Raw genomic sequence first — 25,317 nt, forward strand, 5'->3', positions numbered from 1 at the left:
GCTTGCTCGCGAATGCGGTGTACCAGTACCAGATTTGCTAGCTGACACTGCGCATTCGCGAGCAAGCCCGCTCCCACACTGACCGTGTTCGAACTTTAGAGCGTTGTTGTGTCACAGGCATAAAAAATGCCCCGTATCGATTGATACGAGGCATTTCAGTGAAGCGCGAAACCCTTCGTTAAGCGATCGCTTCGCTACGCTTGCCGAGCATGCGGTCAACCACGACAGCAACAACCAATGTCATCACCGACGGCACCAGCCAAGCCAGGCCTTGCTCGCTCAGTGGCAGGTGCGACAACTGCGTCGGCATCCAATCAGCCAGGCCTGCGCCCTTGAGCGCGTCAATGCAGCCAAAAATGAACGACACCAGCATCACCGGGCCAACGATGCGGCCCTGCTCCAGCCAGAAGTCTTTGCAGAAGCTCAGGGCCACCAGCACGATGCACGGCGGGTAGATGGCTGTAAGCACCGGGATCGAGAAGGCAATCAGCTTGGTCAGGCCCAGGTTGGACACAAACAGCGAGAACAACGCGAGGATCACCACCAGCGTCTTGTAGGACAGCGGCAGGATCTTGCTGAAGTACTCGGCGCAGGCACAGGTCAGGCCCACGGCGGTGACCAGGCACGCCAACGAGATCAGCACGGCCAGGAAGCCGCTGCCCAGGGAGCCGAACGTGTGTTGCACGTAAGCATGCAGAACGGCTGCGCCATTGCTGGCACCGGCGGCTACGGCGTGGCTGCCCGAGCCCAGGCGGAACAGGCTGATATACACCAGCGCCAGGCCCACGCCGGCAATCAGCCCGGCAATGATCGCGTAGCGGGTGATCAGCTGGGGCGACTCAACGCCACGGGAGCGAATGGCATTGACGATGACGATCCCGAACACCAGCGCGCCGAGGGTATCCATGGTCAGGTAACCATTGATAAAGCCCTGGGAGAACGGTGCGGCGACGTATTCCGGTGTGGCCACGCCAACGTCACCGGCCGGCAAGGCAAATGCGGCGATGCCGAGGATGGCCAGGGCGATGATTTTCAGCGGTGCCAGGAAACGACCAACGGTGTCCAGCAGGCGGCCCGGGTACAGGGAGACGAAGAACACCACCAGGAAGTACACCGAACTGTAGAGGAACAGTGCCAGCGGGCTTTCGCCGGTCAGTGGCGCCAGGCCCACTTCAAACGAAACGGTCGCGGTACGCGGGGTGGCGAACAGCGGCCCTACCGCCAGATACGCCGCCGCCGCGAGCAGGCCGCCGGCGATCTTACCGATCGGGCTGCTCAACGCGTCCATACCGCCGCCGACCTTGGCCAGGGCGATCACAGTGACCACCGGCAGACCCACTGCGGTAATCAGGAAGCCCAGCGCTGCCATCCAGACGTGAGGCCCGGACTGCAAACCAACGATAGGCGGGAAGATGATGTTGCCGGCGCCCACGAACAGGGCAAAAGTCATAAAGCCTAACGCCAGGACATCCTGGCTTTTCAACACTTTCATTTGAGGAAATACCACACTACTGAATCGGAATTTAGAGAGGGATTCCCTATGGATGAGGGAACTGCTGCCGGTCCTTATGGGGACCGACCGGTCTAGCGCGCGGCTTCCTTTTGGGATGCGGACGCATAAAGAGGCGGCTAGAGTACAGAATTGGGCTGACAAACGCACTGTTGCGGGGCGAACTGTCCGATAAGCGACATCTGGATGTCGCATTTTCATACTTAAATTTGGCATACAGAACAATGTGGGAGCTGGCTTGCCTGCGATGCGGGCGACTCGGCGCATCAGGTAAACCAAGTCGATGCTATCGCAGGCAAGCCAGCTCCCACATTTTGACCTTCATCAGGCTCGCGACTTCAGCAAGTCCAGAAAGCACAAAGGCCACCCGAAGGTGGCCTTTGCCTGGTGAAGCGTCAGTTAAGCGCGAGGCTTACTTGACAGCCCAACCGGTCAGCTCAGCCAGGGCTTTGCCGATGTCTGCCAGCGAACGCACGGTTTTAACGCCTGCGTCTTGCAGTGCAGCGAATTTCTCGTCTGCAGTGCCTTTGCCGCCAGAGATGATTGCGCCAGCATGGCCCATGCGCTTGCCAGCAGGGGCAGTCACACCAGCGATGTAGGAAACAACCGGCTTGGTCACGTGTGCCTTGATGTAGGCAGCCGCTTCTTCTTCAGCCGAACCGCCGATCTCACCGATCATCACGATCGCTTCGGTCTTCGGGTCTTCCTGGAACAGCTTCAGGATGTCGATGAAGTTCGAACCCGGGATCGGGTCACCGCCGATGCCGACGCAAGTCGACTGACCGAAACCGGCGTCAGTAGTCTGCTTCACAGCTTCGTAGGTCAGGGTGCCGGAACGCGAAACGATACCGACTTTACCTGGCAAGTGAATGTGACCTGGCATGATGCCGATCTTGCATTCGCCTGGGGTGATCACGCCTGGGCAGTTAGGGCCGATCAGGACTACGCCCAGCTCGTCGCACTTAACTTTAGCGTCCAGCATGTCCAGGGTAGGAATGCCTTCGGTGATGCAAACGATCAGCTTGATGCCGCCGAATGCCGCTTCCAGGATGGAGTCCTTGCAGAAAGGAGCTGGAACGTAGATCACGCTGGCGGTGGCGCCAGTGGCAGCTACAGCATCTTTCACGGTGTTGAACACTGGCAGGCCCAGGTGCTCGGTGCCGCCTTTGCCCGGCGTTACGCCGCCAACCATCTTGGTGCCGTATTCGATGGCTTGCTGGGTGTGGAAACTACCTTGCGAACCGGTAATACCCTGGCAGATAACTTTGGTGTCTTTATTGATCAGGACGCTCATTATTTGCCCTCCGCAGCTTTGACAACTTGTTGAGCAGCGTCGGTCAGGCTGGTAGCCGCGATGATGTTCAAACCGCTTTCTGCCAGTACTTTAGCGCCCAGTTCAGCGTTGTTACCTTCAAGGCGAACAACAACCGGGATTTTAACGCCGACTTCTTTCACTGCACCGATGATGCCTTCGGCAATCATGTCGCAACGAACGATGCCGCCGAAGATGTTAACCAATACTGCAGCGACGTTGGAGTCGGACAGGATGATCTTGAAGGCTTCGGTAACGCGTTCTTTGGTAGCACCACCGCCCACGTCGAGGAAGTTGGCAGGTTTGCCGCCATGCAGGTTGACGATGTCCATGGTACCCATGGCCAGGCCAGCACCGTTGACCATGCAACCGATGTTACCTTCCAGGGCTACGTAGTTCAGTTCGAACTTGGCAGCGTGCGCTTCGCGCGGATCGTCTTGCGACGGATCGTGGAAAGTCTTCAGCTTAGGCTGACGGTACATGGCGTTGGCGTCGATGTTGATCTTGGCATCGAGGCAGTGCAGATCGCCGTCAGCCTTGATCACCAGCGGGTTCACTTCCAGCAGGGCCAGATCGTGATCCTGGAACAGTTTGGCCAGACCTACGAAGATCTTGGCGAACTGGGCAACTTGCTTGCCTTCCAGGCCCAGCTGGAAAGCCAGCTCGCGACCCTGGAATGGCTGAGCGCCAACCAGTGGATCGATAGTGGCTTTCAGAATTTTTTCTGGGGTTTCGTGAGCGATTTTCTCGATGTCCACGCCACCTTCGGTGGAAGCCATGAACACGATGCGACGGCTCGAACGGTCAACGACAGCGCCCAGGTACAGCTCTTTAGCGATATCAGTGCACGATTCAACCAGGATCTTGGTGACTGGTTGACCATTGGCATCAGTCTGGTAAGTCACCAGACGCTTGCCCAGCCACTGCTGTGCGAAGGCCTTGGCGTCTTCTTTGCTGCGAACCAGCTTAACGCCGCCCGCTTTACCGCGACCACCAGCGTGGACCTGGGCTTTGACAACCCACTCGGTGCCACCGATTTTGTCGCAAGCTTCTGCTGCTGCTTCCGGGGTGTCTACTGCGTAGCCCTTGGATACTGGCAGGCCGTATTCAGCGAACAGCTGCTTACCCTGATACTCGTGAAGATTCATGCTTTTTACCGTCTTCGTTAGGTACTGCGCATTCGGCGCTGCGCTCATTATGAGTGCCGCGCCACCTGTGACTGCTGCTCGCGCAGCTTGCGGGGCTTAATGCCCGTAAAGCTGCGCAAGACTGCGTCCAGCGGATATTCCGCGGTGAGTCTTGCGCGCAAGGCTCACGACGGGCAACTCCGCCGTGGTTTCTTATTATCTCGCTTAGCGCTTCTTCTTGTTGGCGATGTGGATGGCGCCGCCATTCACTGCCAACGCTGCTTCGTGCAACGCTTCGGACAGGGTCGGATGGGAGAAGACCATCATGCCCAGGTCCTCGGCACTGGTGCCGAATTCCATACCGATTGCGCCTTGCTGAACCAGTTCTGCAGCGCTTGGGCCAATCACGTGGACGCCCAATACGCGGTCAGTCTTGGCATCAGCGATGACTTTGACAAAACCACCGGTGTCGTTGGCTGCCATGGCACGGCCAGAAGCGGCAAACGGGAAGGTGCCGACGTTAACTTCAACGCCTTCAGCTTTCAACTGCTGTTCGTTCTTGCCGACCCATGCAATTTCCGGGTGGGTGTAGATAACCGACGGGATCAGGTCGTAGTTCATCTGGGTTTTGTGGCCCTTGATGCGCTCGACAACCATGATGCCTTCTTCGGAAGCCTTGTGCGCGAGCATCATGCCGCGAACCACGTCGCCGATGGCGTATACGCCAGGCACGGTGGTAGCGCAGTGATCGTCAACGTGGATGAAGCCACGCTCGTCGATATTCACGCCGCTGTCGGAAGCCAGCAGGTCGGTGGTCACTGGACGGCGACCCACGGCGACGATCAGCTTGTCGAAGGTGATCGTCTGCTCGCCTTCTTTATCGGTGTAGGTCACCACGACTTCTTCGCCGTTAACCTTGGAACCGGTAACACGGGCGCCCAGCTTGATGTCCAGACCTTGTTTGGTCAGGGTTTTCAGCGCTTCTTTGGACACCGCGGTGTCAGCAGCCAGCAGGAACGTGTCCAGGGCTTCCAGCACAGTCACTTGGGAACCCAGGCGGGACCATACCGAACCCAGTTCCAGGCCGATCACGCCAGCGCCGATCACGCCCAGACGCTTAGGCACGCTTTGGAATTCCAGGGCGCCGGTCGAATCAACGATCACGTTCTGGTCAACTGGAGCCGGTGGAATGTCGATTGGACGCGAGCCTGGTGCCAGGATCACGTTCTCGGCTTCGATGACTTCTACCGAACCGTCAGGCTTGGTGATTTCAACTTTCTTGCCGGCCAGCAGTTTGCCGTGGCCTTGCAGGGAAGTGACGCCGTTGGCCTTGAACAAGGTGGCAACGCCGGACGTCAGGCCTTTAACGATGTTGGCTTTACGGCCGACCATTGCTGGCACGTCCATGGTCACGCCAGCATGGTTGATGCCGTGGATCGCGAAACCGCTTTGGGCTTCGTGGAATTTCCAGGAGCTGTCCAGCAGCGCCTTGGAAGGAATGCAACCGACGTTCAGGCAAGTACCGCCCAGTGCCAGTTTGCCTTCCTTGTCGGTGTATTTTTCGATGCAAGCAGTCGAGAGGCCCAGTTGTGCGGCCTTGATGGCGGCAACGTAGCCGCCAGGACCTGCACCAATCACTACAACGTCAAATTTCTGCGACATGAAAATAGTTCCTCTATTTAGCAGCAAGCTTTCAAGCCGCAAGCCCCGAGCCCAGCTGCCTTATCCGGCAGCCTGTCACTCGAGGCCTGCAGCTGCTTCTATCAGATATCCAGCAGCAGACGAGCCGGGTCTTCCAGCAGGTTCTTGATGGTCACCAGGAAAGTCACGGCTTCTTTACCATCGATCAGGCGGTGATCGTAAGACAGTGCCAGGTACATCATTGGGCGGATCACGACTTGGCCGTTGATGGCCATCGGACGCTGGATGATGTTGTGCATGCCCAGGATCGCAGCTTGTGGCGGGTTGACGATCGGGGTCGACATCATCGAACCGAAGGTACCACCGTTGGTGATGGTGAAGGTACCACCGGTCATCTCGTCGATGGTCAGCTTGCCGTCACGGGCTTTCTTGCCGAAGCCGGCGATGCCGCCTTCGATTTCAGCCAGGCTCATCAGTTCGGCGTTACGCAGAACCGGCACTACCAGGCCACGGTCGCTGGACACGGCAACGCCGACGTCTGCATAGCCGTGGTAAACGATGTCGCCGCCGTCGATGGAAGCGTTGACTGCCGGGAAGCGTTTCAGCGCTTCGGTGGCCGCTTTCACGAAGAACGACATGAAGCCCAGGCGCACGCCGTTGTGGGACTTCTCGAACAGATCCTTGTACTTCGAACGCAGGGCCATGACTTCGGTCATGTCGACTTCGTTGAAGGTGGTCAGCATCGCCATGTTCGACTGTGCTTCAACCAGGCGCTTGGCCACGGTGGCACGTACGCGAGTCATCGGCACGCGCTTCTCGGTGCGGTCGCCGGCAGCGAACACAGGCGCAGCGGCCGCTGGAGCAGCAGCCTTGGCAGGTGCGGCAGCTGGAGCGTTCTTCTTGGCTTCAACAGCGGCAACCACGTCTTCCTTGGTCACACGGCCGTCTTTGCCAGTGCCTTTGATGGAAGCCAGGTTGATGCCGTTTTCTTCAGCCAGCTGACGTGCAGCCGGTGCAGCGATCGGGTCTTCGCCAGCAGCGGCCGGAGCGGCGGCTGGAGCAGCAGCGGCAGCGGCCGGTGCAGCTGCGGCGGCCGGAGCAGGAGCAGCAGCGCCGCCCTCTTCGATCGAACCCAGGATCTGGTTCGACAGAACGGTAGCGCCTTCTTCGGCAACGATTGCGCCCAGTACGCCGTCAGCTTCAGCCAACACTTCCAGAACGACTTTGTCGGTCTCGATGTCGACGATCAGGTCGTCACGCTTAACAGCGTCGCCTGGTTTCTTGTGCCAGGTGGCAACGGTGCCATCGGCAACCGATTCCGGGAATGACGGGGCTTTGATTTCGATAGCCATTATCTGTGGGTCCTTAAAATTCGGTTTCAGTCAGCGCGAAGGCGTTAAACAGTGAAAGCATCTTGCAGCAGTTTTTCCTGCTGCTCGGCGTGCATCGACGCATAACCACACGCAGGTGCAGCAGAAGCATCACGACCGGCGTACTCAAGGCCCAGGCCTGTCTTGTGGTTGCCGATGCTGCGACGCAAGTGATGTTGGCTGCTGTACCACGCGCCCTGGTTCATCGGTTCTTCCTGACACCACACCACGTTGGTGAGGTTGGTGTAAGGCGCGATGGCCTCCATCAGGTCGTCTTCCGGGAACGGGTAAAGCTGCTCGATCCGCACGATGGCGATGTCTTCGCGGCCCTCGCTACGGCGTTTTTCCAGCAAGTCGTAGTAAACCTTGCCGCTGCACAGGACCAGGCGCGTGACCTTGGCCGCGTCCAGGGTGTCGATTTCTGGAATAACGGTCTGGAACGAACCGTCGGCCAGATCTTCCAGGGTCGAGATGGCCAATTTGTGACGCAACAGCGATTTCGGGGTCAGCACTACCAGCGGCTTGCGCAGCGGGCGGATCACCTGGCGACGCAGCAAGTGGTAGATCTGGGCCGGGGTAGTCGGCACGCACACCTGGATGTTGTGCTCGGCGCACAGCTGCAGGTAACGCTCCAGACGGGCCGAAGAGTGCTCCGGACCCTGACCTTCATAACCGTGTGGCAGCAACATGGTCAGACCGCACAGACGGCCCCACTTGTGCTCGCCGCTGGTGATGAACTGGTCGATAACCACCTGGGCACCGTTGGCGAAGTCGCCGAACTGGGCTTCCCAGATCACCAGCGCGTTTGGCGTGGTGGTCGAGTAGCCGTATTCGAACGCCAGTACGGCTTCTTCGGACAGGAACGAATCGTACAGGTCGAAACGTGGCTGGCCTTCGTACAGGTTCTGCAACGGGATGTAGGTGCCCGCGTCTTTCTGGTTGTGCAGCACAGCATGACGGTGCGAGAACGTACCACGGCCGATGTCCTGGCCGGTCATGCGGATCGGGTGACCTTCGAACGCCAGGGTCGCGTACGCCATGGTTTCGGCGTAACCCCAGTTGATCGGCAGGCCGCCGGCTTGCATCTTCTGACGGTCTTCGTAGATCTTCGCAACCTGGCGCTGCACCACGAAGCCTTCCGGGATTTCCAGCAGCTTGGCAGACAGTTCCTGCAGGGTTTTCAGATCGAACGAGGTGTCGTGACGTGCAGTCCAGGCGTGGCCCAGGTACGGACGCCAGTCCACGAACAGCTCTTTGTTCGGCTCTTTAACCAGGCTTTTTACTACATGCAGACCGTTGTCCAGCGCGTTGCGGTATTCATCGACTTTCGCTTGAACACGCGCATCGTCAACCACACCGGCCTTGATCAGGCTTTCGGCGTACAGTTCACGGGTGGTGCGCTGCTTGGTGATCTGCTGGTACATCAACGGCTGGGTGCCGCTAGGCTCATCCGCTTCGTTGTGACCGCGACGACGGTAGCAAACCAGGTCGATTACCACGTCACGCTTGAACTGCATGCGGTAGTCGATGGCGAGCTGGGTCACGAACAACACGGCTTCCGGATCATCGCCATTCACATGGAGGATCGGCGCCTGGATCATCTTGGCAACGTCGGTCGCGTACTCGGTAGAGCGCGCGTCCAGCGGGTTGCTGATGGTGAAGCCCACTTGGTTGTTGATGACGATGTGAACCGTACCGCCGGTCTTGAAGCCGCGAGTCTGCGACATCTGGAACGTTTCCAGGACCACGCCTTGACCGGCAAATGCCGCGTCACCGTGGATGGAAATCGGCAGAACTTTCTCACCGGTGGCATCGTTACGACGATCCTGGCGAGCACGCACCGAACCCTCGACCACTGGAGAAACGATTTCCAGGTGGGATGGGTTGAAGGCCATGGCCAGGTGAACTTCACCGCCGGTGGTCATCACGTTGGACGAGAAACCCTGGTGGTATTTAACGTCACCGGAGCCCAGCTCGACCTTCTTCTTGCCTTCGAACTCGTCGAACAGCTCGCGCGGGTTCTTGCCGAAGGTGTTGACCAACACGTTCAGGCGACCACGGTGAGCCATGCCGATCACGATTTCCTTGGTGCCATAGGAACCGGAACGCTGGATCAGCTCGTCGAGCATTGGAATCAGGCTTTCGCCGCCTTCCAGGCCGAAACGTTTGGTGCCTGGGTATTTGGTGCCCAGGTATTTCTCGAGGCCTTCGGCCGCGGTCACGCGCTCCAGCAGGTGGCTGCGCACATCGGCGGACAATACCGGACGGCCACGCACGCCTTCCAGGCGATGCTGGAACCAGTGGCGCTGCTCGGAATCGGTGATGTGCGTAAATTCAGCGCCGATGGTGCGGCAATATGTCTGCTGCAACGCTTCGTGAATTTCGCGTAGGCTCGCTTCCTCTTTGCCGATGAACAGGTCGCCGGCACGGAAGGTCGTATCAAGATCGGCATTGGTCAAGCCGTAATGATTGATCGACAGGTCAGCAGGTGCAGGACGCTTCCAGAGCCCCAGCGGGTCAAGCTGGGCCGCCTGGTGGCCACGCATCCGGTAGGCCTGGATCAGTCGCAATACTTCAACTTGCTTCTTCTCATGCTCGCTGCTCACGCTACCGGCGGAAACCGGTTGGGCGCGGCGCTGGTTCTTTGCCAGCAGCACAAACTGATCGCGAATTGTTGCGTGCGATACATCGGTGGCAGCGTTGCCGTCTGAAGACAACGTCTGAAATTTGGTGCGCCATTCTTCTGGCACAGCGTTAGGGTCGTGCAGGTAGAGCTCATAAAGCTCTTCCACATAGGCAGCGTTACCACCTGAAAGATAGCCGCTGTTCCACATGCGCTGCATCACGCTTTCTTGCATGCTTGGTCACCCTCGATTTGGGGACACCACCGGCGAAAACACCGAGTTTGCTTGCAAAAGGCCAAGTGCAGCGACCAAAACAAGCCACTTAGGATCACGCTGATAGTTCGGGTACCAACCCGAATGCCCCTGCTTGTCTCATTTCTTCAAAATAAGAGCCGCGGCTTTGTAAGTCGCTGCTCAAGTTAAAACTACGGCGCCGGTTGAAGCCTGCGCCGTAGCATTTACGGGCACAACGGTCCTGCTTTGCTACAACGTCGCTTACACGCCGCTTTGCAGCAGCATGTTACGGATGTGACCAATGGCCTTAGTCGGGTTCAGGCCTTTGGGACATACGTTGACGCAGTTCATGATCCCGCGGCAGCGGAATACGCTGAACGGGTCATCCAGTGAAGCCAGACGCTCGGACGTCTTGGTGTCACGGCTGTCTGCCAGGAAGCGGTACGCTTGCAGCAGGGCAGCTGGACCCAGGAACTTGTCCGGGTTCCACCAGAAGGACGGGCACGAAGTCGAGCAGCAAGCGCACAGGATGCACTCGTACAGACCGTCGAGCTTTTCACGCTCTTCCGGGGACTGCAGACGCTCGATGGCCGGAGCCGGCGTGTCGTTCTGCAGGAACGGCTTAACTTTCTCGTATTGCTTGTAGAAGATGCTCATATCGACGACCAGGTCACGGATAACCGGCAAACCTGGCAGAGGACGAACGATCAGCTTGTTGCCTTTAACCACGGCGGACAGCGGCGTGATGCACGCCAGGCCGTTTTTGCCGTTGATGTTCATGCCGTCGGAACCGCACACACCTTCACGGCAAGAGCGACGATAGGAGAAACCTTCGTCCTGCTCTTTGATCAGTGCCAGTACATCCAGCACCATCAAGTCTTTACCACCGGTATCGACCTGGAATTCCTGCATGAACGGCGCAGCGTCCTGATCAGGGTTGTAGCGGTAAACACTGACTTTCAACATGGCAGCCACCCTTAGTAAGTCCGAATCTTCGGTTCAAACGTCGGAACCGTCTTCGGCGAGAAGTTCACAGCACGCTTGGTTACGCGCTTGTCACCCGGGAAGTACAGGGTGTGGCACAACCAGTTTTCGTCATCGCGATCTTCAAAGTCTTCACGAGCGTGAGCACCACGGGATTCTTTACGAACCTCGGCGGCGATCGCCGTCGCTTCAGCCACTTCCAACAGGTTTTGCAGCTCAAGGGCTTCGATACGAGCGGTGTTGAACGCCTGGCTCTTATCGTTGATCTTGACGTTGGCGATGCGCTTGCGCAGATCAGCCAGCTGGGCAATACCCTTCTGCATGTATTCGCCGGTACGGAATACACCGAAGTAGTTCTGCATGCAGCTTTGCAGCTCGCGACGCAGGGTAGCCACGTCTTCGCCATCGGTGCGCTCGTTCAGAGCGTTCAGACGCGCCAGGGCCGCTTCGATGTTGGCGTCGGTGGCGTCATCGTATTCGATGCCGTCAGTCAGTGCCTTCTCGAGGTGCAGGCCGGCAGCGCGGCCGAATACCACCAGGTCGAGCAGCGAGTTGCCGCCCAGACGGTTGGCGCCGTGAACCGATACGCAGGCCACTTCGCCTACTGCAAACAGACCGTGGATGATCTCGTCCACGCCTTCGGCGTTCTGGGTGATCGCCTGGCCATGAATGTTGGTCGGCACGCCGCCCATCATATAGTGGCAAGTTGGAACAACCGGAACTGGAGCAACTACCGGGTCAACGTGAGCGAAGGTCTTGGACAGCTCACAGATACCCGGCAGGCGGCTGTGCAGGACTTCTTCACCGAGGTGATCGAGTTTCAGCAGTACGTGGTCGCCATTCGGGCCACAGCCGTTACCGGCGATGATTTCTTTAACCATCGAACGGGCAACAACGTCACGACCCGCCAGGTCTTTCGCGTTCGGAGCATAACGCTCCATGAAACGCTCGCCGTGCTTGTTGATCAGGTAACCACCTTCACCACGGCAACCTTCGGTAACCAGTACACCGGCGCCGGCGATGCCGGTTGGGTGGAACTGCCACATCTCGATGTCTTGTACCGGCACGCCTGCACGCAGGGCCATGCCGACGCCGTCACCGGTGTTGATCAGGGCGTTGGTGGTGGACGCGTAGATACGGCCTGCACCGCCGGTGGCCAGAACAGTTGCCTTGGCGCGGATGTAGGTGGTTTCACCGGTTTCGATGCAGATCGCGATCACACCAACGAAGGCGCCGTCGGCGTTCTTCACCAGGTCAACTGCGTAGTACTCGTTCAGGAACGTGGTGCCGGCTTTCAGGTTGCCCTGGTAAAGCGTGTGCAGCAGCGCGTGACCGGTACGGTCGGAAGCAGCGCAGGTACGGGCAGCCTGGCCACCTTTACCGTAATCCTTCGACTGGCCGCCGAATGGACGCTGGTAGATACGACCTTGCTCGGTACGCGAGAACGGCAGACCCATGTGGTCCAGCTCGAACACGGCGGCCGGGCCTTCTTGACACATGTATTCGATAGCGTCCTGGTCACCGATGTAGTCGGAACCCTTGACGGTATCGTACATGTGCCAGCGCCAGTCATCGTTCGGGTCGGCGGACGCGATGGCGCAGGTGATGCCACCCTGGGCCGAAACGGTGTGGGAACGCGTCGGGAACACCTTGGTGATCACGGCAGTCTTGTGACCGCCCTGGGCCAGCTGCAACGCTGCGCGCATGCCAGCACCGCCGCCACCAATAATGATGGCGTCGAAGGAAATAGTTGGAATGTTAGCCATGAATCAGATACCCCAAAGAATCTGCACACCCCAGACGAAGTAAGCGAACATCGCGACGCCGCATACTGCCTGGAAGAGGAAACGTACTGCAGTCGCGGACTTGCCCAGCGCCATCGGCGTCAGGTAGTCAGTCGCGATGGTCCACATGCCGACCCAGGCGTGTGCGCCCAGGGCAACAAGTGCCAGCAGACTGAAGATTCGCATCGCATTGTGGGAAAACAGCCCGTGCCATTGCTCATAGCCAATGCCCGGGTTTGCGACGAGGTATCCGATCAGGAAAATGAAATAAGCCGCGAGAACGACCGCAGACACACGCTGCGCCATCCAGTCATAGAGGCCCGAACGCGAAAGGTTCGTAACGCTGGTTACCATATCCAAACTCCTGCCAGAACGATCAGCACCACGGAAATGGCGATGATGATTTTCGAGCCCAGGCGGCCGCCTTCCAGCGTCTCACCGATACCCGCATCCATGATCAAGTGGCGCACACCGGCTACCAGGTGATAAAGCAGAGCGGACAGGAGGCCCCATGCTACGAACTTGGCCAGCGGGCTGGTCAAGCATGCCTTCACCTCGGCGTATCCTTCCTCGGAACCCAGGGATTTGCTCAATGCATAAAGCATGATGCCCAAGCCCAGGAACAGGATGATGCCGGAAACACGGTGCAGGAACGACGTAACGCCGGTGATGGGGAGTTTGATGGTCCTTAGGTCTAGGTTTACAGGTCGTTGGCTATTCACGGCTTTTTTTCACACTGAAGAGCCCCTAACAATCAGGGCAAAGTTGTTGGGGAGTGCACTGGTCAGGTAAGCACCACCCAGGGAGTGCGACCCCCAATGAAAGCAAGCCCAAAAGCCCTTGGCGGTCGGTGGCCGAGTATAGACAGTTAGGTTACTAATGACAACGCGCGCTCCTCACCCTAATAGCTGATTGCGTTGGCGGGATAAAAGGCGTAAATGGCAGTCAATTTCGACGAAAAAGTCTGGTTAAAGCCTTCTGGAGCAAGACTTTAGGCAAATTGACATCTGGATTTATATCAATATAGTGGTGCGGGCCCTGCGTGGGGGGTCTGTCTGATGATTTGAAGCATAAATAGGAGGCCACATGGCTGACAAAAAAGCGCAGTTGATCATCGAGGGCGCAGCCCCCGTCGAGCTGCCCATTTTAACCGGCACCGTTGGTCCCGATGTTATCGACGTACGGGGCCTGACGGCCACGGGCCGTTTCACTTTCGACCCAGGCTTCATGTCGACCGCCTCTTGCGAGTCGAAGATCACCTATATCGACGGCGACAATGGCATCCTGCTGCACCGGGGCTACCCGATCGAGCAACTGGCTGAAAAGTCGGACTACCTGGAAACCTGCTACCTGCTGCTAAATGGCGAATTGCCAACAGCCGAGCAAAAAGCCCAGTTCGTCAGCACCGTAAAGAACCACACCATGGTTCACGAGCAGTTGAAGACCTTCTTCAACGGCTTCCGCCGCGACGCCCACCCGATGGCCGTCATGTGCGGTGTGGTCGGCGCCTTGTCGGCCTTCTATCACGACTCCCTGGACATCAATAACCCGCAGCATCGCGAAATCTCCGCGATCCGCCTGGTTGCCAAGATGCCAACCCTGGCCGCAATGGTTTACAAGTACTCCATGGGCCAACCCATGATGTACCCGCGCAACGACCTGACGTACGCGGAAAACTTCCTGCACATGATGTTCAACACCCCGTGCGAGATCAAACCGATCAGCCCGACGCTTGCCAAGGCCATGGACCGGATCTTCATCCTCCACGCCGACCACGAGCAAAACGCCTCCACCTCTACCGTGCGTCTGGCCGGCTCTTCGGGTGCCAACCCGTTCGCCTGTATCGCCGCCGGTATCGCCGCACTCTGGGGCCCTGCCCACGGCGGTGCGAACGAAGCCGTTCTGACCATGCTGGATGAAATCGGCGATGTCTCGAACATCGACACTTTCATCGCCAAGGCCAAGGACAAGAACGATCCGTTCAAGTTGATGGGCTTCGGTCACCGCGTTTACAAGAACCGCGACCCACGCGCTACCGTCATGAAGCAGACCTGCGACGAAGTGTTGAAGGAACTGGGCATCAAGAACGATCCGCAACTCGAACTGGCCATGCGCCTGGAAGAGATCGCCCTGACCGACCCGTACTTCATCGAACGCTCGCTGTACCCGAACGTCGACTTCTACTCGGGGATCATCCTCAAGGCGATCGGCATTCCAACCAGCATGTTTACCGTGATCTTCGCCCTGGCGCGGACCGTGGGCTGGATCTCCCACTGGAAAGAAATGCTCTCCAGCCCGTACAAGATTGGCCGCCCGCGCCAGCTGTACACCGGCTACGAGTCGCGTGACATCACCAAGCTGGAAGATCGCAAGTAAGCCATCAAGCGCTTGGTTGCACCGAATAAGGCCTCCTCTGGAGGCCTTATTTGTTTCTGATGATCGTTCCCACGCTCCGCGTGGGAATGCCTCCTGTGACGCTCCGCGTCACCCCGCGCAAGGCTTGAGACTGGCGTCGTCAGCAGGACGCGGAGCGTCCGGGTTCACATTCCCACGCAGAGCGTGGGAACGATCAAGGCAGTTTTATTGGTGCAGGATTTGAGAAACAGTTTTGTGAAATCCGTTACCAATAAAAGCAAAAAAATGCCCCGATCTCGCGACCGGGGCATTTTTTTGTAGCTGTTACAACGTTTAGTGATTCACCGCCCCACTCGCCCCCAGGCCAGTCTGCGAACGCACAAACTGCGGGAAGTACAGCGCACGCTCTTTCTCTGCCGCCGCCGACTTGTCGGTGATGGAGAAGAACCAGATACCCACGAACGCGATGATCATCGAGAACAACGCCGGGTATTCGTACGGGAAGATGGCTTTTTCATGGTGCAGGATCGACACCCAGATGGTTGGGCCAAGGATCATCAGGCCTACGGCACTGATCAAGCCCAGCCAGCCGCCAATCATGGCGCCACGGGTGGTGAGGTTTTTCCAGTACATGGAAAGCAGCAACACCGGGAAGTTACAGCTGGCAGCAATGGAGAACGCCAGGCCCACCATGAACGCGATGTTCTGGCTTTCGAACAGGATACCCAGGCCGATGGCCAATACACCCAAGGCTACGGTGGTGATCTTCGACACGCGAATCTCATCCTTTTCGTTGGCCTTGCCTTTCTTGATCACGCTGGCGTACAGGTCATGGGACACCGCCGACGCACCGGCCAGGGTCAAACCGGCAACCACCGCCAGGATGGTGGCAAAGGCCACAGCCGAGATGAAGCCCAGGAAGATGCTGCCGCCCACCGCGTTGGCCAGGTGCACCGCCGCCATGTTGTTACCGCCCAGCAAGGCGCCTGCCGCGTCCTTGAACGCCGGGTTGGTGCTGACCAGCAGGATCGCGCCAAAGCCGATGATAAAGGTCAGGATGTAGAAGTAGCCGATGAAGCCGGTGGCATACAACACGCTCTTACGCGCTTCCTTGGCGTCGCTTACGGTGAAGAAGCGCATGAGGATGTGCGGCAGGCCGGCCGTACCGAACATCAGCGCAAGCCCTAAGGAGAATGCCGAGATCGGGTCTTTTACCAGGCCACCCGGGCTCATGATCGCTTCACCTTTAGGGTGAACCTTGATCGCTTCGGAGAACAGCGTGTTGAAGTCGAAGTTGACGTGCTTCATCACCATCAGCGCCATGAACGAGGCACCGGACAGCAACAGCACGGCCTTGATGATCTGCACCCAGGTGGTCGCGAGCATGCCGCCGAACAACACGTACATGCACATCAGGATCCCCACCAGGATCACCGCAACGTGGTAATCCAGGCCGAACAGCAGCTGGATCAACTTGCCCGCACCGACCATCTGCGCGATCAGGTAGAACGCCACCACCACCAGCGAGCCACACGCCGACAGGCTGCGGATCTGGGTTTGCCCCAGGCGATAGGACGCTACGTCGGCAAAGGTGTACTTGCCCAGGTTACGCAGGCGCTCGGCGATCAGGAACAGAATGATCGGCCAGCCCACCAGGAAGCCGATCGAGTAGATCAGGCCATCGTAGCCGGAGGTGAACACCAGCGCGGAAATCCCCAGGAAGGACGCCGCCGACATGTAGTCGCCAGCAATCGCCAGGCCGTTCTGGAAACCGGTGATCTTGCCGCCGGCCGCATAGTAGTCGGCCGCCGATTTGTTGCGCTTGGATGCCCAGTAAGTGATGCACAGGGTGGCACCGACAAACGCGACAAACATCACGATGGCCGAGACGTTCAGCGGTTGCTTGTGCACTTCACCGGTCAATGCATCCGCCGCCCAAACGGCCGGAGCAAACAGCGAAGCGCCGAATATAGCCAATAGACGCCGGATCATTGCGCAGCCTCCTTGAGAATCGCATTGTTCAGGTCGTCAAATTCGCCATTGGCCCGACGCACATAGATAGCGGTCAGGATGAAAGCGGACACAATCAGTCCGACGCCCAGGGGAATGCCCCAGGTAATCGAGGAACCAGGGCTGAGTTTGGCCCCCAGCACTTGTGGCCCATAGGCAATTAACAGGATGAAAGCGGAGTAAAGCCCTAGCATGATCGCCGAGAGAATCCAGGCGAACCTTTCCCTTTTTCTCACCAGCTCCTTGAAACGCGGGCTGTTTTGAATCGAGAGGTAAATGCTGTCGTTCATTGTTTTTATCCTCGCAGCACAGCTTTTTATTATTTTGGAACATATCCACTGTATGCGGCTGCGGAACAGGTTCCAGACGACCTTAGTAGTAGAACGAGATAGCAACTTCGCAAGTTTTTAAGTCAACAAATAAACAACAGCCTGAATGCAGGCAAAAAAATGTGGGAGCGGGCTTGCTGTGGCGAGCAAGCTTGCTTGCGCTGGGGTGCGAAGCGCCCCCGAAAAGCCGGAGACTGCTGCGCAGTCAGCGGGAGCAAGCTCCCTCGCCACAGCAAGCCCGCTCCCACATTAGGGTTGTGGTGGGGCTTCTAAAGAGTTAGTGCTTTATTTGGCAGTCCACTCGGCCACACGCTCAGGGTGCTTGGCAACCCAGTCCTTGGCCGCTGCGTCAGGCTTGGCACCTTCCTGGATTGCGAGCATGACTTCGCCGATTTCGTCCTTGGAGGCCCACTGGAATTTCTTCAGGAAAGCGGCGACTTCCGGCGCTTTCTTCTCCAGGCCCTTGCTGCCGATGCTGTTGACGGTTTCAGCAGCGCCATAAATCCCTTTTGGATCGTCGAGGAAACGCAGTTTCCACTTGGCGAACATCCAGTGTGGCACCCAACCGGTGACCGCAATGGATTCCTGCTTGTCTTCGGCACGGGTCAGTTCGGCGATCATCGCGGCGCCCGAACTGGCTTGCAGCTTATAGTCCAAGCCATAGGCCTTGATCGCCTCGTCGGTCTTGAGCATCACGCCTGAACCGGCATCGATGCCGACAATCTTGTTCTTGAAGGTGGTGTCGGTCTTGAGGTCTTCGATGGACTTGGCTTTAACGTACTCCGGCACGATCAGGCCAATTTTGGCATCCTTGAAGTTGGGGCCGTAGTCGACCACCTTGTCCTTGTTCTTGGCCCAGTACTCACCGTGGGTCACGGGCAGCCAGGCCGAGAGCATGGCGTCGAGCTTGCCGGTGGCTACACCTTGCCACATGATCCCGGTGGCGACGGCTTGCAGTTTCACGTCGTAACCGAGCTTTTCCTTGATCACTTCTGCCGCCACGTGGGTGGTGGCAACGCTGTCGGACCAGCCGTCCACATAGCCGATGCTCAGGGTTTTGCTGTCGGCGCTGGCCAGTGTGGAGCTCATCGCAACTACCAGAGTGGCAGCTGCGCCCAAGAGTCGTCGCATCTTCATAGTACTTCCCCGAAAGTGCTGCGCCCGGCGGATGCCGAGCGACGTCAACCTGTTGTTATATGGTGCACCGCGCCCCCTTCACGCGCATCGATCCGGCGGCCCAGACATCAGTGGAGTGCTGACACTTCGATCATCAACCTGCCGGGGCCTTGGACCTGCTCTGACTGCGACCTCAGGTAAGCAAGAAACGACATCACATCGCCAGCAGGGCGATTTGTAGGACATCGCTGCAAAATCCCGCCCGAACTTTGCATGTCTAAATTATGCAGCCCCACTGAGACGGGCTAATTCCGGGTAAGATGCGCGCCTTTGCTCCTCCAGATAAGCCGACCATGCCCGCGACTGCCCGCTTCCCTGCCCTGCCCTATTGTTTCGCCTTGATCCTCGGTGTGCTGGCCCTTGTCGGCTATTGGTACGGCCTCGGCCGGCCGGTGGTATTGCCGGACGTCGCCAGCGCCAGCCACAAAATGCAATGTGCGTCCTACACGCCGTTCGACAAGGACCAATCACCCTTCGACCAGCCGTTCACGCTGCGCCCAGAGCGCATGGACGCCGACCTGGCGCTGCTGGCCACCCGCTTCGACTGCATTCGGACCTACTCCATGACCGGCTTGGAAGCCCTGCCCGGCATGGCGCGCAAGCACGGGCTGAAGTTGATGGCCGGTGCCTGGGTCAGCAGCGACCCGGTAGCCACTGAAAAAGAAATCGACGAGCTGATCGCGGCGGCCAACGCCAACCCCGACGTGGTCACCTCGGTGATCGTCGGCAACGAGGCCCTGCTGCGCAAGGAAGTCACCGCCAAGCGGTTGGTGACGCTCATTCATAAAGTCAAAAGCCAGATCAAGCAGCCGGTCACCTATGCCGACGTATGGGAGTTCTGGCTGCAACACCCGGAAATCGCCCCGGCCGTGGACTTCCTGACCATTCACCTGCTGCCGTACTGGGAAGATGACCCATCGGGCATCGACCAGGCGCTCAAGCACGTCGGTGATGTGCGCCAGACCTTCGGCAACAAGTTCGCGCCTAAAGATGTGCTGATCGGCGAGACCGGCTGGCCCAGCGAAGGTCGCCAACGCGAAACGGCCGTGCCGAGCCGGGTCAACGAAGCCAAGTTCATGCGCGGCTTTGTGGCCATGGCCGAAGCCAATGGCTGGCGCTACAACCTGATCGAAGCCTTTGACCAGCCGTGGAAACGCGCCAGTGAAGGCGCGGTTGGCGGTTACTGGGGCCTGTTTGATGCCGATCGCCAGGACAAGGGTATTCTTGCCGGGCCGGTGAGCAACGTGCCGTACTGGCCACTGTGGTTGGGCGTAGGCGGGATTATCCTGTTGGGTACATTGGCCCTCGGTGGCCGTGTTCGCAGCACTCGCGCCGCGGTCCTGCTGCCATTGCTCGGCGCCGTGGCAGCCTGCTCCATCGGCACCTGGGCCGAACTGACTCGCGTCACCGCACGCTTCAACGATGAATGGGTATGGGCAGCCTTGCTGGTGGTGTTGAACCTGCTGGTGCTGGCCCATGCCGCGCTGGCCCTTGGCGCACGAGAAGGATGGCGCGAGCGCGCGTTCAACTGGCTGGAGCAACGCGCAGGCTGGCTGGTGGCAATCGCCGGGTTTGCCGGCGCGGTGATGATGCTGGCGCTGGTGTTCGACCCGCGTTATCGCAGCTTCCCGAGCGCGGCACTGGTGCTGCCGGCGCTGGTGTACCTGGTTCGCCCGGTGACCGGGCCGCGTCGGGAGATTGCGTTGCTGGCCTTCATCATCGGTGCCGGGATTGCACCGCAGCTGTATCGCGAAGGTTTGCTTAACCAGCAGGCGTGGGGTTGGGCGGTGGTCAGTGTGTTGATGGCTGGGGCTTTGTGGCGTTGCTTGAGGGTGCGCAAGGCTTAGCACCGCTTTCGCGAGCAAGCCCGCTCCCACATTCGGCCGCATTTCAAAGGATGTAATCGGTCAATTGTGGGAGCGGGCTTGCTCGCGAAGAGGCCCTATCAGGCAGCCCGAGGCTTCCTGACCAACCGCAACCCCGCAATCACCACCGCAAACACCGCAAATGTGGTGTTGTACAGCGCCAATGCCGGTAACCCAAACACCATCCCCAACACCGCCAAGCCCCACCCCGCGCGGCCCGGCACAAAAAACCCCAGCACCGACGTGACCAACGCCGCCCAGCCCAGCACCTTGAAATGAATCATCAGCCCCAGGTTCGAGCGCAACTGGCATTCCCAGCGGCTGGCCTCATCGACGCAGATTCCCACCCAGCGGCCGTCCTCCATAAAACCGTAGCGGGCGCCATAACTGGCGGCCAGCCATAACGGCAGGGCAATAAGCAGCAGAATCAACGGCAAGCGGCGGGACATAAGGCACTCCGATAGGCAAAAACGGCGCTCAGCTTAATGCCCCGGCTGCCGTTAGCAAGGTGTGTACGCAGATAACTGTTCAACCAAGCGTCGCAAAGTGTATCTTCTGGCTACTATTACCCCGATTCCGACTTCTTTTTCCGACTTTTCGTGCCGAATGCTGGCACTTCGGTGATGGAGCGGTGGTCATAGCCTGCGAATCTATCAGCACGTTTCCTCTTAGGGATTAAGTCATGCTCCGTTCCTTGCGCTGTGCTGCCTTGCTGGGCAGCCTATTTTTGAGTGCGTCAGCACTGGCCGTCGATATCGACCAGGCCACGTATGGCTACCCTTTGACCAACCCGTTCGAAGCGACCATCGCCACCACTCCGCCTGACCTTCGGCCCAAATTGCCGACCAACGACGAGATCAACCAGTCCGACTACACCCTGAACATGCGCCCCGAGCGCGAATTCAGCCTGCCCGACAACTTCTGGGCAGTGAAGAAACTCACCTACCGCATCGCCAAGCAAGACCACGCCGCGCCGCTGATCTTCCTGATCGCCGGCACCGGTGCGCGGTTTGACAGCAGCATCAACGAGTACCTGAAAAAGCTCTATTACCAGGCCGGCTACCACGTGGTGCAACTGTCGTCGCCAACCAGCTTCGACTTCATCAGCGCCGCCTCGCGCTTCGCAACGCCTGGGATCACCCAGGAAGACGCCGAGGACATGTACCGCGTCATGCAGGCGGTGCGCGCGCAGAACGCCTCGCTGCCGGTGACCGACTTTTACCTCACTGGCTACAGCCTCGGCGCCCTGGATGCGGCATTTGTGAGCAAGCTCGACGAGACCCGTCGCAGCTTCAACTTCAAGAAAGTGCTGCTGCTCAACCCGCCGGTCAACCTCTATACCTCGATCACCAACCTCGACAAGCTGGTGCAGACCGAGGTCAAGGGCATCAACAACACCACCACTTTCTATGAACTGGTGCTGAGCAAGCTGACCCGCTACTTCCAGCAAAAGGGCTACATCGACCTCAACGACGCCCTGCTCTACGACTTCCAGAACTCCAAGCAGCACCTGACCAATGAACAGATGGCGATGCTGATCGGCACTTCGTTCCGCTTCTCGGCGGCCGACATTGCGTTCACCTCGGACCTGATCAACCGTCGCGGCCTGATCATCCCGCCTAAATACCCGATCACCGAAGGCACCAGCCTCACGCCGTTCCTCAAGCGTGCACTGCAATGCGACTTCGACTGCTACCTCACCGAACAAGTGATCCCGATGTGGCGCGCGCGTTCCGACGGCGGCAGCCTGCTGCAACTGGTCGACCAGGTCAGCTTGTACGCGCTCAAAGACTACCTGCACACCAGCCCGAAAATCGCGGTGATGCACAACGCTGACGACGTGATCCTCGGCCCTGGCGACCTCGGTTTCCTGCGTAAAACCTTCGGCGATCGCTTGACCGTCTACCCGCTGGGCGGCCACTGCGGCAACCTCAATTACCGCGTCAACGCCGACGCCATGCTGGAGTTCTTCCGTGGCTAAATATCTTCTGCTGCTGGCCGCCCTGATGTGCGCGGGCGTCGCCAATGCCGACAACAGCAAGGCGCATGAGCCGGTCAAAATAGATTCCGATGGTTTCAAGGAACCGCTGACCAAGCTCAAATTCAACCCGGGCCTGGACCAGCGTGAGTTCGAGCGTTCATCGCTGACTGCGCTCAACGTGTATGACCCGCTGGAGTCGTGGAACCGCCGCGTGTATCACTTCAACTACCGCTTCGACCAATGGGTGTTCCTGCCAGTGGTTGACGGTTACCGCTACGTGACGCCGAGCTTCCTGCGCACCGGCGTGAGCAACTTCTTCAACAACCTGGGCGATGTGCCCAATCTGCTGAACAGCCTGCTGCAACTCAAGGGCCACCGCTCCCTGGAAACCACCGGACGCCTGCTGCTCAACACCACCATCGGCATCGCCGGCCTGTGGGACCCGGCCACCGCCATGGGCCTGCCGCGCCAGAGCGAAGACTTCGGCCAGACCCTGGGTTTCTACGGCGTGCCCGGCGGCGCCTATCTGGTGCTGCCGATCTTCGGCCCGTCAAACCTGCGCGACACCACCGGCCTGATCGTCGACTACGGCGCGGAAACCGAGATCAACTTCCTCAACGTGTCCAAAGTCAGCGAAAACCACCCGGAAATCTGGGCCCTGCGCGCCGTCGACAAGCGCTACCAGACCAGCTTCCGCTACGGCCAGATGAACTCGCCGTTTGAGTATGAGAAGGTGCGGTATATCTATACCGAATCGCGCAAGTTGCAGATTGCCGAGTAACTAAAGCACCACAAAAAAGGCCATTCGATTGAATGGCCTTTTTTTTCGCCTGCCGTTTTTCCATCGATATCTAAAAATAATCCCTAAGCGGGAACTCAAAACACAAAATCATCCACACAAAAATGATGCTGCTTCACACACACAACAGCATCTATCCCAACGACTGCAACAGCATGCAAGGAAACGATCATGTACCTACCCAATCTCATGTCTCTCAATGTCTTTGCGACACTTGGCAGCCTTCGCTCAGACTCAACCGGCGCTCAGCCTCCCACTCAAAACACGGGTAGAGCGCCGGGCGATTATAGGACTGTCGAGCAAATTACCGGCGGGCCGCTTTTCCAACAAACCTTCTCGTGGTCAACTGACCCTAAAAACCCTCAAGTGCCTTTGTTGGAGGGACAACGGGTAGCTGATTTTTACGCGCAGATCGGCGGCAACTTTAACGATCCAAAACTGAGCCTCAGCGAGAGGGCTGACTTGGCGGCCAACGCAGAGAGGGTACTCCAATTTATCGCTCAATCAGGAGGCGAGGCCTCAACCGCTGACAACAACCGGATTGAAGGCAAATATAGCGCTACTTTCAGGATTGACCCAGATTTCCTATCCGATGAAAACCTCAGCGCCGAGGGCTCGGAAGCCAGAACACTCTTGAGCTTCGCCAGATATGGCTATGACGCACTTCAAGGCCTTGGAGGGCAGGATATAAAACCTAACCACCGGCCGGTTGTATAGGCCGAGAAGCCACCCGTTGAGAGATGACATGGACCCTTACTCACAATTACTTGAGCAGGTTTTCTACGAGGAAATGCTAACCCCGGCGCTGTTATCGTTTTGCCTGGTCCTGTTTCTATTCGTCCTCCGCACCGCATTCAAAAACACCTCCCGCAGCCAGGTATGCGTGCTGTTTGCCCTAGGGTTCATGGTGATCATTGGCTGGCCTCATGCCTGGCAGATGATGTTCCCTGAAGTGTGCATCGCGCCGACCGGCACGCCTCAAGAGGCCTGCCATTTCAGCCCTTGGGCCCGCCTGAAGCTGGGTCTGTTGAGTGGCGCGTGTGGAGCGCTTCTGGCACTGATCTCGGTAAAAGCCTGGCAGTTCACGGCCAGAAAATTTAACTAAGGAGCGCCCAACGCCCTACTCGTCTATGGCTTGGCAGTGATTCCCGACCAGGCCTTGCCCACCCCCGTCACAATCACCAGGACCAGTGCCCCGGCAATAATTCCGGCCACCGCATTGAGCAGCGTCGGTATCAACCACGCCATGCCGCCGACGCTTTGACTCACTGTCTCGATCCAGTGATGCACCACCGGCACACCATGGGTGAGGATGCCACCGCCGACCATGAACATCGCCGCCGTGCCGATCACCGACAGGCTTTTCATCATGTACGGCGCAGCGCGAAGGATCGCCCCGCCAATGCTGCGCGCGGCCTGGCCGGGCTTTTGCGTCAGCCACAGGCCCAGGTCATCCAGCTTGACGATACCGGCGACCAGCCCGTAAACGCCGATGGTCATCACTATCGCGATGCCCGACAGCACGATCACCTGCTGCATCAGCGGCGCATCGGCGACCGTGCCGAGGGTGATGGCGATGATTTCTGCCGACAGAATAAAGTCGGTACGGATCGCGCCCTTGATCTTGTCCTTTTCAAACGCAACCAAGTCAGTCGCCGGGTCCGCCACCGCTTCGACCAAGTGCGCCTGTTCCTCTGTACGTTTGTGCAGAAAGCTATGCGCGAGCTTCTCAAAACCTTCAAAACACAGATAAGCCCCGCCCAGCATCAACAACGGCGTGACCGCCCACGGCGCAAACGCGCTGATCAACAACGCCGCAGGCACCAGGATCAATTTGTTCAGAAACGAACCCTTGGCCACCGCCCACACCACCGGAATCTCCCGCTCGGCCCGCACCCCGGAGACCTGCTGGGCATTCAGCGCCAAGTCATCCCCAAGCACCCCGGCGGTCTTCTTGGCGGCCATCTTGGTCATCAACGCCACATCGTCGAGGACGGCGGCGATGTCGTCGATCAGTACCAGTAAACTGCTTCCTGCCATGGTGGGTTCATCCTGCGGTTAGAGTGCCGCGAATATAACGCGGCGACCGTGAGGGAATATAGGGCGCTACTCGCGGAGGATTGCTTTTGATCTGGCTGTTGATCTGCTTTTGATCTTGATCTGGCTTTTGATCTTGATCTTGATCTTGATCTGAGTCGCCCCGTCAACCACGCTGG

21 protein-coding genes are annotated in these 25,317 nt (G+C 58.5%); 6 read left to right on the forward strand and 15 right to left on the reverse strand.

The genetic code is table 11. The features are described 5' to 3' along the window. Window positions 1-178: 178 nt before the first annotated feature. The 10 genes from brnQ to sdhC all read right to left on the reverse strand — a co-directional run bounded on the left by brnQ (window position 179) and on the right by sdhC (window position 13,308). Entirely contained in the window at window positions 179-1,492 is a 1,314-nt protein-coding gene (gene brnQ, locus HX783_RS23245; protein WP_177018383.1) for a branched-chain amino acid transport system II carrier protein, read from the reverse strand. Window positions 1,493-1,922: 430 nt separating this feature from the next. Continuing rightward, on the reverse strand, window positions 1,923-2,804 hold the full coding sequence (gene sucD, locus HX783_RS23250; protein ID WP_003172813.1) for a succinate--CoA ligase subunit alpha: 882 nt from the start codon (window positions 2,802-2,804) through the stop codon (window positions 1,923-1,925). Next, window positions 2,804-3,970: an ADP-forming succinate--CoA ligase subunit beta gene (gene sucC, locus HX783_RS23255; RefSeq protein WP_003233235.1), complete on the reverse strand. Its 1,167-nt coding sequence runs from the start codon at window positions 3,968-3,970 to the stop codon at window positions 2,804-2,806. The genes sucD and sucC overlap by 1 nt, the downstream gene beginning before the upstream one ends. Before the next feature lie 204 nt (window positions 3,971-4,174). After that, on the reverse strand, window positions 4,175-5,611 hold the full coding sequence (gene lpdA / locus HX783_RS23260) for a dihydrolipoyl dehydrogenase (RefSeq protein WP_159955101.1): 1,437 nt from the start codon (window positions 5,609-5,611) through the stop codon (window positions 4,175-4,177). 101 nt (window positions 5,612-5,712) lie between these two features. After that, entirely contained in the window at window positions 5,713-6,942 is a 1,230-nt protein-coding gene (gene odhB / locus HX783_RS23265) for a 2-oxoglutarate dehydrogenase complex dihydrolipoyllysine-residue succinyltransferase (RefSeq protein WP_159955100.1), read from the reverse strand. A gap of 44 nt (window positions 6,943-6,986) precedes the next feature. Then, the gene (locus HX783_RS23270; RefSeq protein WP_177018384.1) at window positions 6,987-9,818 is read right to left on the reverse strand and encodes a 2-oxoglutarate dehydrogenase E1 component; all 2,832 of its coding nucleotides are present in this window, start codon (window positions 9,816-9,818) and stop codon (window positions 6,987-6,989) included. Window positions 9,819-10,079: 261 nt separating this feature from the next. Continuing rightward, window positions 10,080-10,784, reverse strand: a complete 705-nt coding sequence (locus tag HX783_RS23275; protein WP_003172807.1) for a succinate dehydrogenase iron-sulfur subunit — start codon at window positions 10,782-10,784, stop codon at window positions 10,080-10,082. An 11-nt stretch (window positions 10,785-10,795) separates the two neighbouring features. Continuing rightward, window positions 10,796-12,568: a succinate dehydrogenase flavoprotein subunit gene (gene sdhA / locus HX783_RS23280; protein ID WP_027607057.1), complete on the reverse strand. Its 1,773-nt coding sequence runs from the start codon at window positions 12,566-12,568 to the stop codon at window positions 10,796-10,798. 3 nt (window positions 12,569-12,571) lie between these two features. Continuing rightward, the gene (sdhD, locus tag HX783_RS23285; protein WP_003172805.1) at window positions 12,572-12,940 is read right to left on the reverse strand and encodes a succinate dehydrogenase, hydrophobic membrane anchor protein; all 369 of its coding nucleotides are present in this window, start codon (window positions 12,938-12,940) and stop codon (window positions 12,572-12,574) included. Next, window positions 12,934-13,308: a succinate dehydrogenase, cytochrome b556 subunit gene (gene sdhC, locus HX783_RS23290; RefSeq protein WP_016979564.1), complete on the reverse strand. Its 375-nt coding sequence runs from the start codon at window positions 13,306-13,308 to the stop codon at window positions 12,934-12,936. The genes sdhD and sdhC overlap by 7 nt, the downstream gene beginning before the upstream one ends. Window positions 13,309-13,672: 364 nt before the next feature. Here sdhC and gltA point away from each other — a divergent pair, with 364 nt between their 5' ends. Continuing rightward, window positions 13,673-14,962 (forward strand): citrate synthase, encoded by a 1,290-nt coding sequence (gene gltA, locus HX783_RS23295; protein ID WP_034118918.1) that lies wholly within the window; start codon window positions 13,673-13,675, stop codon window positions 14,960-14,962. 312 nt (window positions 14,963-15,274) lie between these two features. On the opposite strand, the gene HX783_RS23300 is transcribed toward gltA, so the two are convergent. The 3 genes from HX783_RS23300 to HX783_RS23310 form a co-directional block, all read right to left on the reverse strand. Then, window positions 15,275-16,933, reverse strand: a complete 1,659-nt coding sequence (locus HX783_RS23300; protein WP_110624990.1) for a cation acetate symporter — start codon at window positions 16,931-16,933, stop codon at window positions 15,275-15,277. Next, complete coding sequence (locus HX783_RS23305) at window positions 16,930-17,241, reverse strand: DUF485 domain-containing protein (protein WP_110624991.1); 312 nt, start codon at window positions 17,239-17,241, stop codon at window positions 16,930-16,932. Before HX783_RS23305 ends, HX783_RS23300 begins: the two co-directional genes overlap by 4 nt. A gap of 324 nt (window positions 17,242-17,565) precedes the next feature. After that, the gene (locus HX783_RS23310) at window positions 17,566-18,417 is read right to left on the reverse strand and encodes a glycine betaine ABC transporter substrate-binding protein (protein WP_145164995.1); all 852 of its coding nucleotides are present in this window, start codon (window positions 18,415-18,417) and stop codon (window positions 17,566-17,568) included. Window positions 18,418-18,749: 332 nt separating this feature from the next. Here HX783_RS23310 and HX783_RS23315 point away from each other — a divergent pair, with 332 nt between their 5' ends. Next, window positions 18,750-20,303 (forward strand): glycosyl hydrolase family 17 protein, encoded by a 1,554-nt coding sequence (locus tag HX783_RS23315; RefSeq protein ID WP_177018385.1) that lies wholly within the window; start codon window positions 18,750-18,752, stop codon window positions 20,301-20,303. A 98-nt stretch (window positions 20,304-20,401) separates the two neighbouring features. On the opposite strand, the gene HX783_RS23320 is transcribed toward HX783_RS23315, so the two are convergent. Further along, complete coding sequence (locus tag HX783_RS23320) at window positions 20,402-20,770, reverse strand: hypothetical protein (RefSeq protein WP_177018386.1); 369 nt, start codon at window positions 20,768-20,770, stop codon at window positions 20,402-20,404. A gap of 233 nt (window positions 20,771-21,003) precedes the next feature. Between HX783_RS23320 and HX783_RS23325 the strand changes: the two genes are divergently transcribed. The 4 genes from HX783_RS23325 to HX783_RS23340 all read left to right on the forward strand — a co-directional run bounded on the left by HX783_RS23325 (window position 21,004) and on the right by HX783_RS23340 (window position 24,206). After that, window positions 21,004-22,302 (forward strand): serine/threonine protein kinase, encoded by a 1,299-nt coding sequence (locus tag HX783_RS23325; RefSeq protein WP_177018387.1) that lies wholly within the window; start codon window positions 21,004-21,006, stop codon window positions 22,300-22,302. Next, window positions 22,295-23,083, forward strand: coding sequence for a VacJ family lipoprotein (locus HX783_RS23330; RefSeq protein ID WP_159955094.1), 789 nt, complete (start codon window positions 22,295-22,297; stop codon window positions 23,081-23,083). The genes HX783_RS23325 and HX783_RS23330 overlap by 8 nt, the downstream gene beginning before the upstream one ends. A gap of 189 nt (window positions 23,084-23,272) precedes the next feature. Beyond that, window positions 23,273-23,818, forward strand: coding sequence for a hypothetical protein (locus HX783_RS23335; RefSeq protein ID WP_177018388.1), 546 nt, complete (start codon window positions 23,273-23,275; stop codon window positions 23,816-23,818). A 28-nt stretch (window positions 23,819-23,846) separates the two neighbouring features. Next, window positions 23,847-24,206, forward strand: coding sequence for a hypothetical protein (locus HX783_RS23340; protein ID WP_177018389.1), 360 nt, complete (start codon window positions 23,847-23,849; stop codon window positions 24,204-24,206). Between the two features lie 23 nt (window positions 24,207-24,229). On the opposite strand, the gene HX783_RS23345 is transcribed toward HX783_RS23340, so the two are convergent. Continuing rightward, on the reverse strand, window positions 24,230-25,141 hold the full coding sequence (locus HX783_RS23345) for a DUF808 domain-containing protein (protein WP_177018390.1): 912 nt from the start codon (window positions 25,139-25,141) through the stop codon (window positions 24,230-24,232). Window positions 25,142-25,317: the final 176 nt, after the last annotated feature.

This window comes from Pseudomonas sp. D2002 (assembly GCF_013385735.1).
Taxonomy (GTDB): Bacteria; Pseudomonadota; Gammaproteobacteria; order Pseudomonadales; family Pseudomonadaceae; genus Aquipseudomonas.

Excerpts from the sequence above, each read along its gene's own strand:
- brnQ (WP_177018383.1), bottom strand. The coding sequence starts at position 1,492 with ATGAAAGTGTTGAAAAGCCAGGATGTCCTGGCGTTAGGCTTTATGACT.
- sucD (WP_003172813.1), bottom strand. The coding sequence starts at position 2,804 with ATGAGCGTCCTGATCAATAAAGACACCAAAGTTATCTGCCAGGGTATT.
- sucC (WP_003233235.1), bottom strand. The coding sequence starts at position 3,970 with ATGAATCTTCACGAGTATCAGGGTAAGCAGCTGTTCGCTGAATACGGC.
- lpdA (WP_159955101.1), bottom strand. The coding sequence starts at position 5,611 with ATGTCGCAGAAATTTGACGTTGTAGTGATTGGTGCAGGTCCTGGCGGC.
- odhB (WP_159955100.1), bottom strand. The coding sequence starts at position 6,942 with ATGGCTATCGAAATCAAAGCCCCGTCATTCCCGGAATCGGTTGCCGAT.
- HX783_RS23270 (WP_177018384.1), bottom strand. The coding sequence starts at position 9,818 with ATGCAAGAAAGCGTGATGCAGCGCATGTGGAACAGCGGCTATCTTTCA.
- HX783_RS23275 (WP_003172807.1), bottom strand. The coding sequence starts at position 10,784 with ATGTTGAAAGTCAGTGTTTACCGCTACAACCCTGATCAGGACGCTGCG.
- sdhA (WP_027607057.1), bottom strand. The coding sequence starts at position 12,568 with ATGGCTAACATTCCAACTATTTCCTTCGACGCCATCATTATTGGTGGC.
- sdhD (WP_003172805.1), bottom strand. The coding sequence starts at position 12,940 with ATGGTAACCAGCGTTACGAACCTTTCGCGTTCGGGCCTCTATGACTGG.
- gltA (WP_034118918.1), top strand. The coding sequence starts at position 13,673 with ATGGCTGACAAAAAAGCGCAGTTGATCATCGAGGGCGCAGCCCCCGTC.
- HX783_RS23300 (WP_110624990.1), bottom strand. The coding sequence starts at position 16,933 with ATGATCCGGCGTCTATTGGCTATATTCGGCGCTTCGCTGTTTGCTCCG.
- HX783_RS23305 (WP_110624991.1), bottom strand. The coding sequence starts at position 17,241 with ATGAACGACAGCATTTACCTCTCGATTCAAAACAGCCCGCGTTTCAAG.
- HX783_RS23310 (WP_145164995.1), bottom strand. The coding sequence starts at position 18,417 with ATGAAGATGCGACGACTCTTGGGCGCAGCTGCCACTCTGGTAGTTGCG.
- HX783_RS23315 (WP_177018385.1), top strand. The coding sequence starts at position 18,750 with ATGCCCGCGACTGCCCGCTTCCCTGCCCTGCCCTATTGTTTCGCCTTG.
- HX783_RS23320 (WP_177018386.1), bottom strand. The coding sequence starts at position 20,770 with ATGTCCCGCCGCTTGCCGTTGATTCTGCTGCTTATTGCCCTGCCGTTA.
- HX783_RS23325 (WP_177018387.1), top strand. The coding sequence starts at position 21,004 with ATGCTCCGTTCCTTGCGCTGTGCTGCCTTGCTGGGCAGCCTATTTTTG.
- HX783_RS23335 (WP_177018388.1), top strand. The coding sequence starts at position 23,273 with ATGTACCTACCCAATCTCATGTCTCTCAATGTCTTTGCGACACTTGGC.
- HX783_RS23340 (WP_177018389.1), top strand. The coding sequence starts at position 23,847 with ATGGACCCTTACTCACAATTACTTGAGCAGGTTTTCTACGAGGAAATG.
- HX783_RS23345 (WP_177018390.1), bottom strand. The coding sequence starts at position 25,141 with ATGGCAGGAAGCAGTTTACTGGTACTGATCGACGACATCGCCGCCGTC.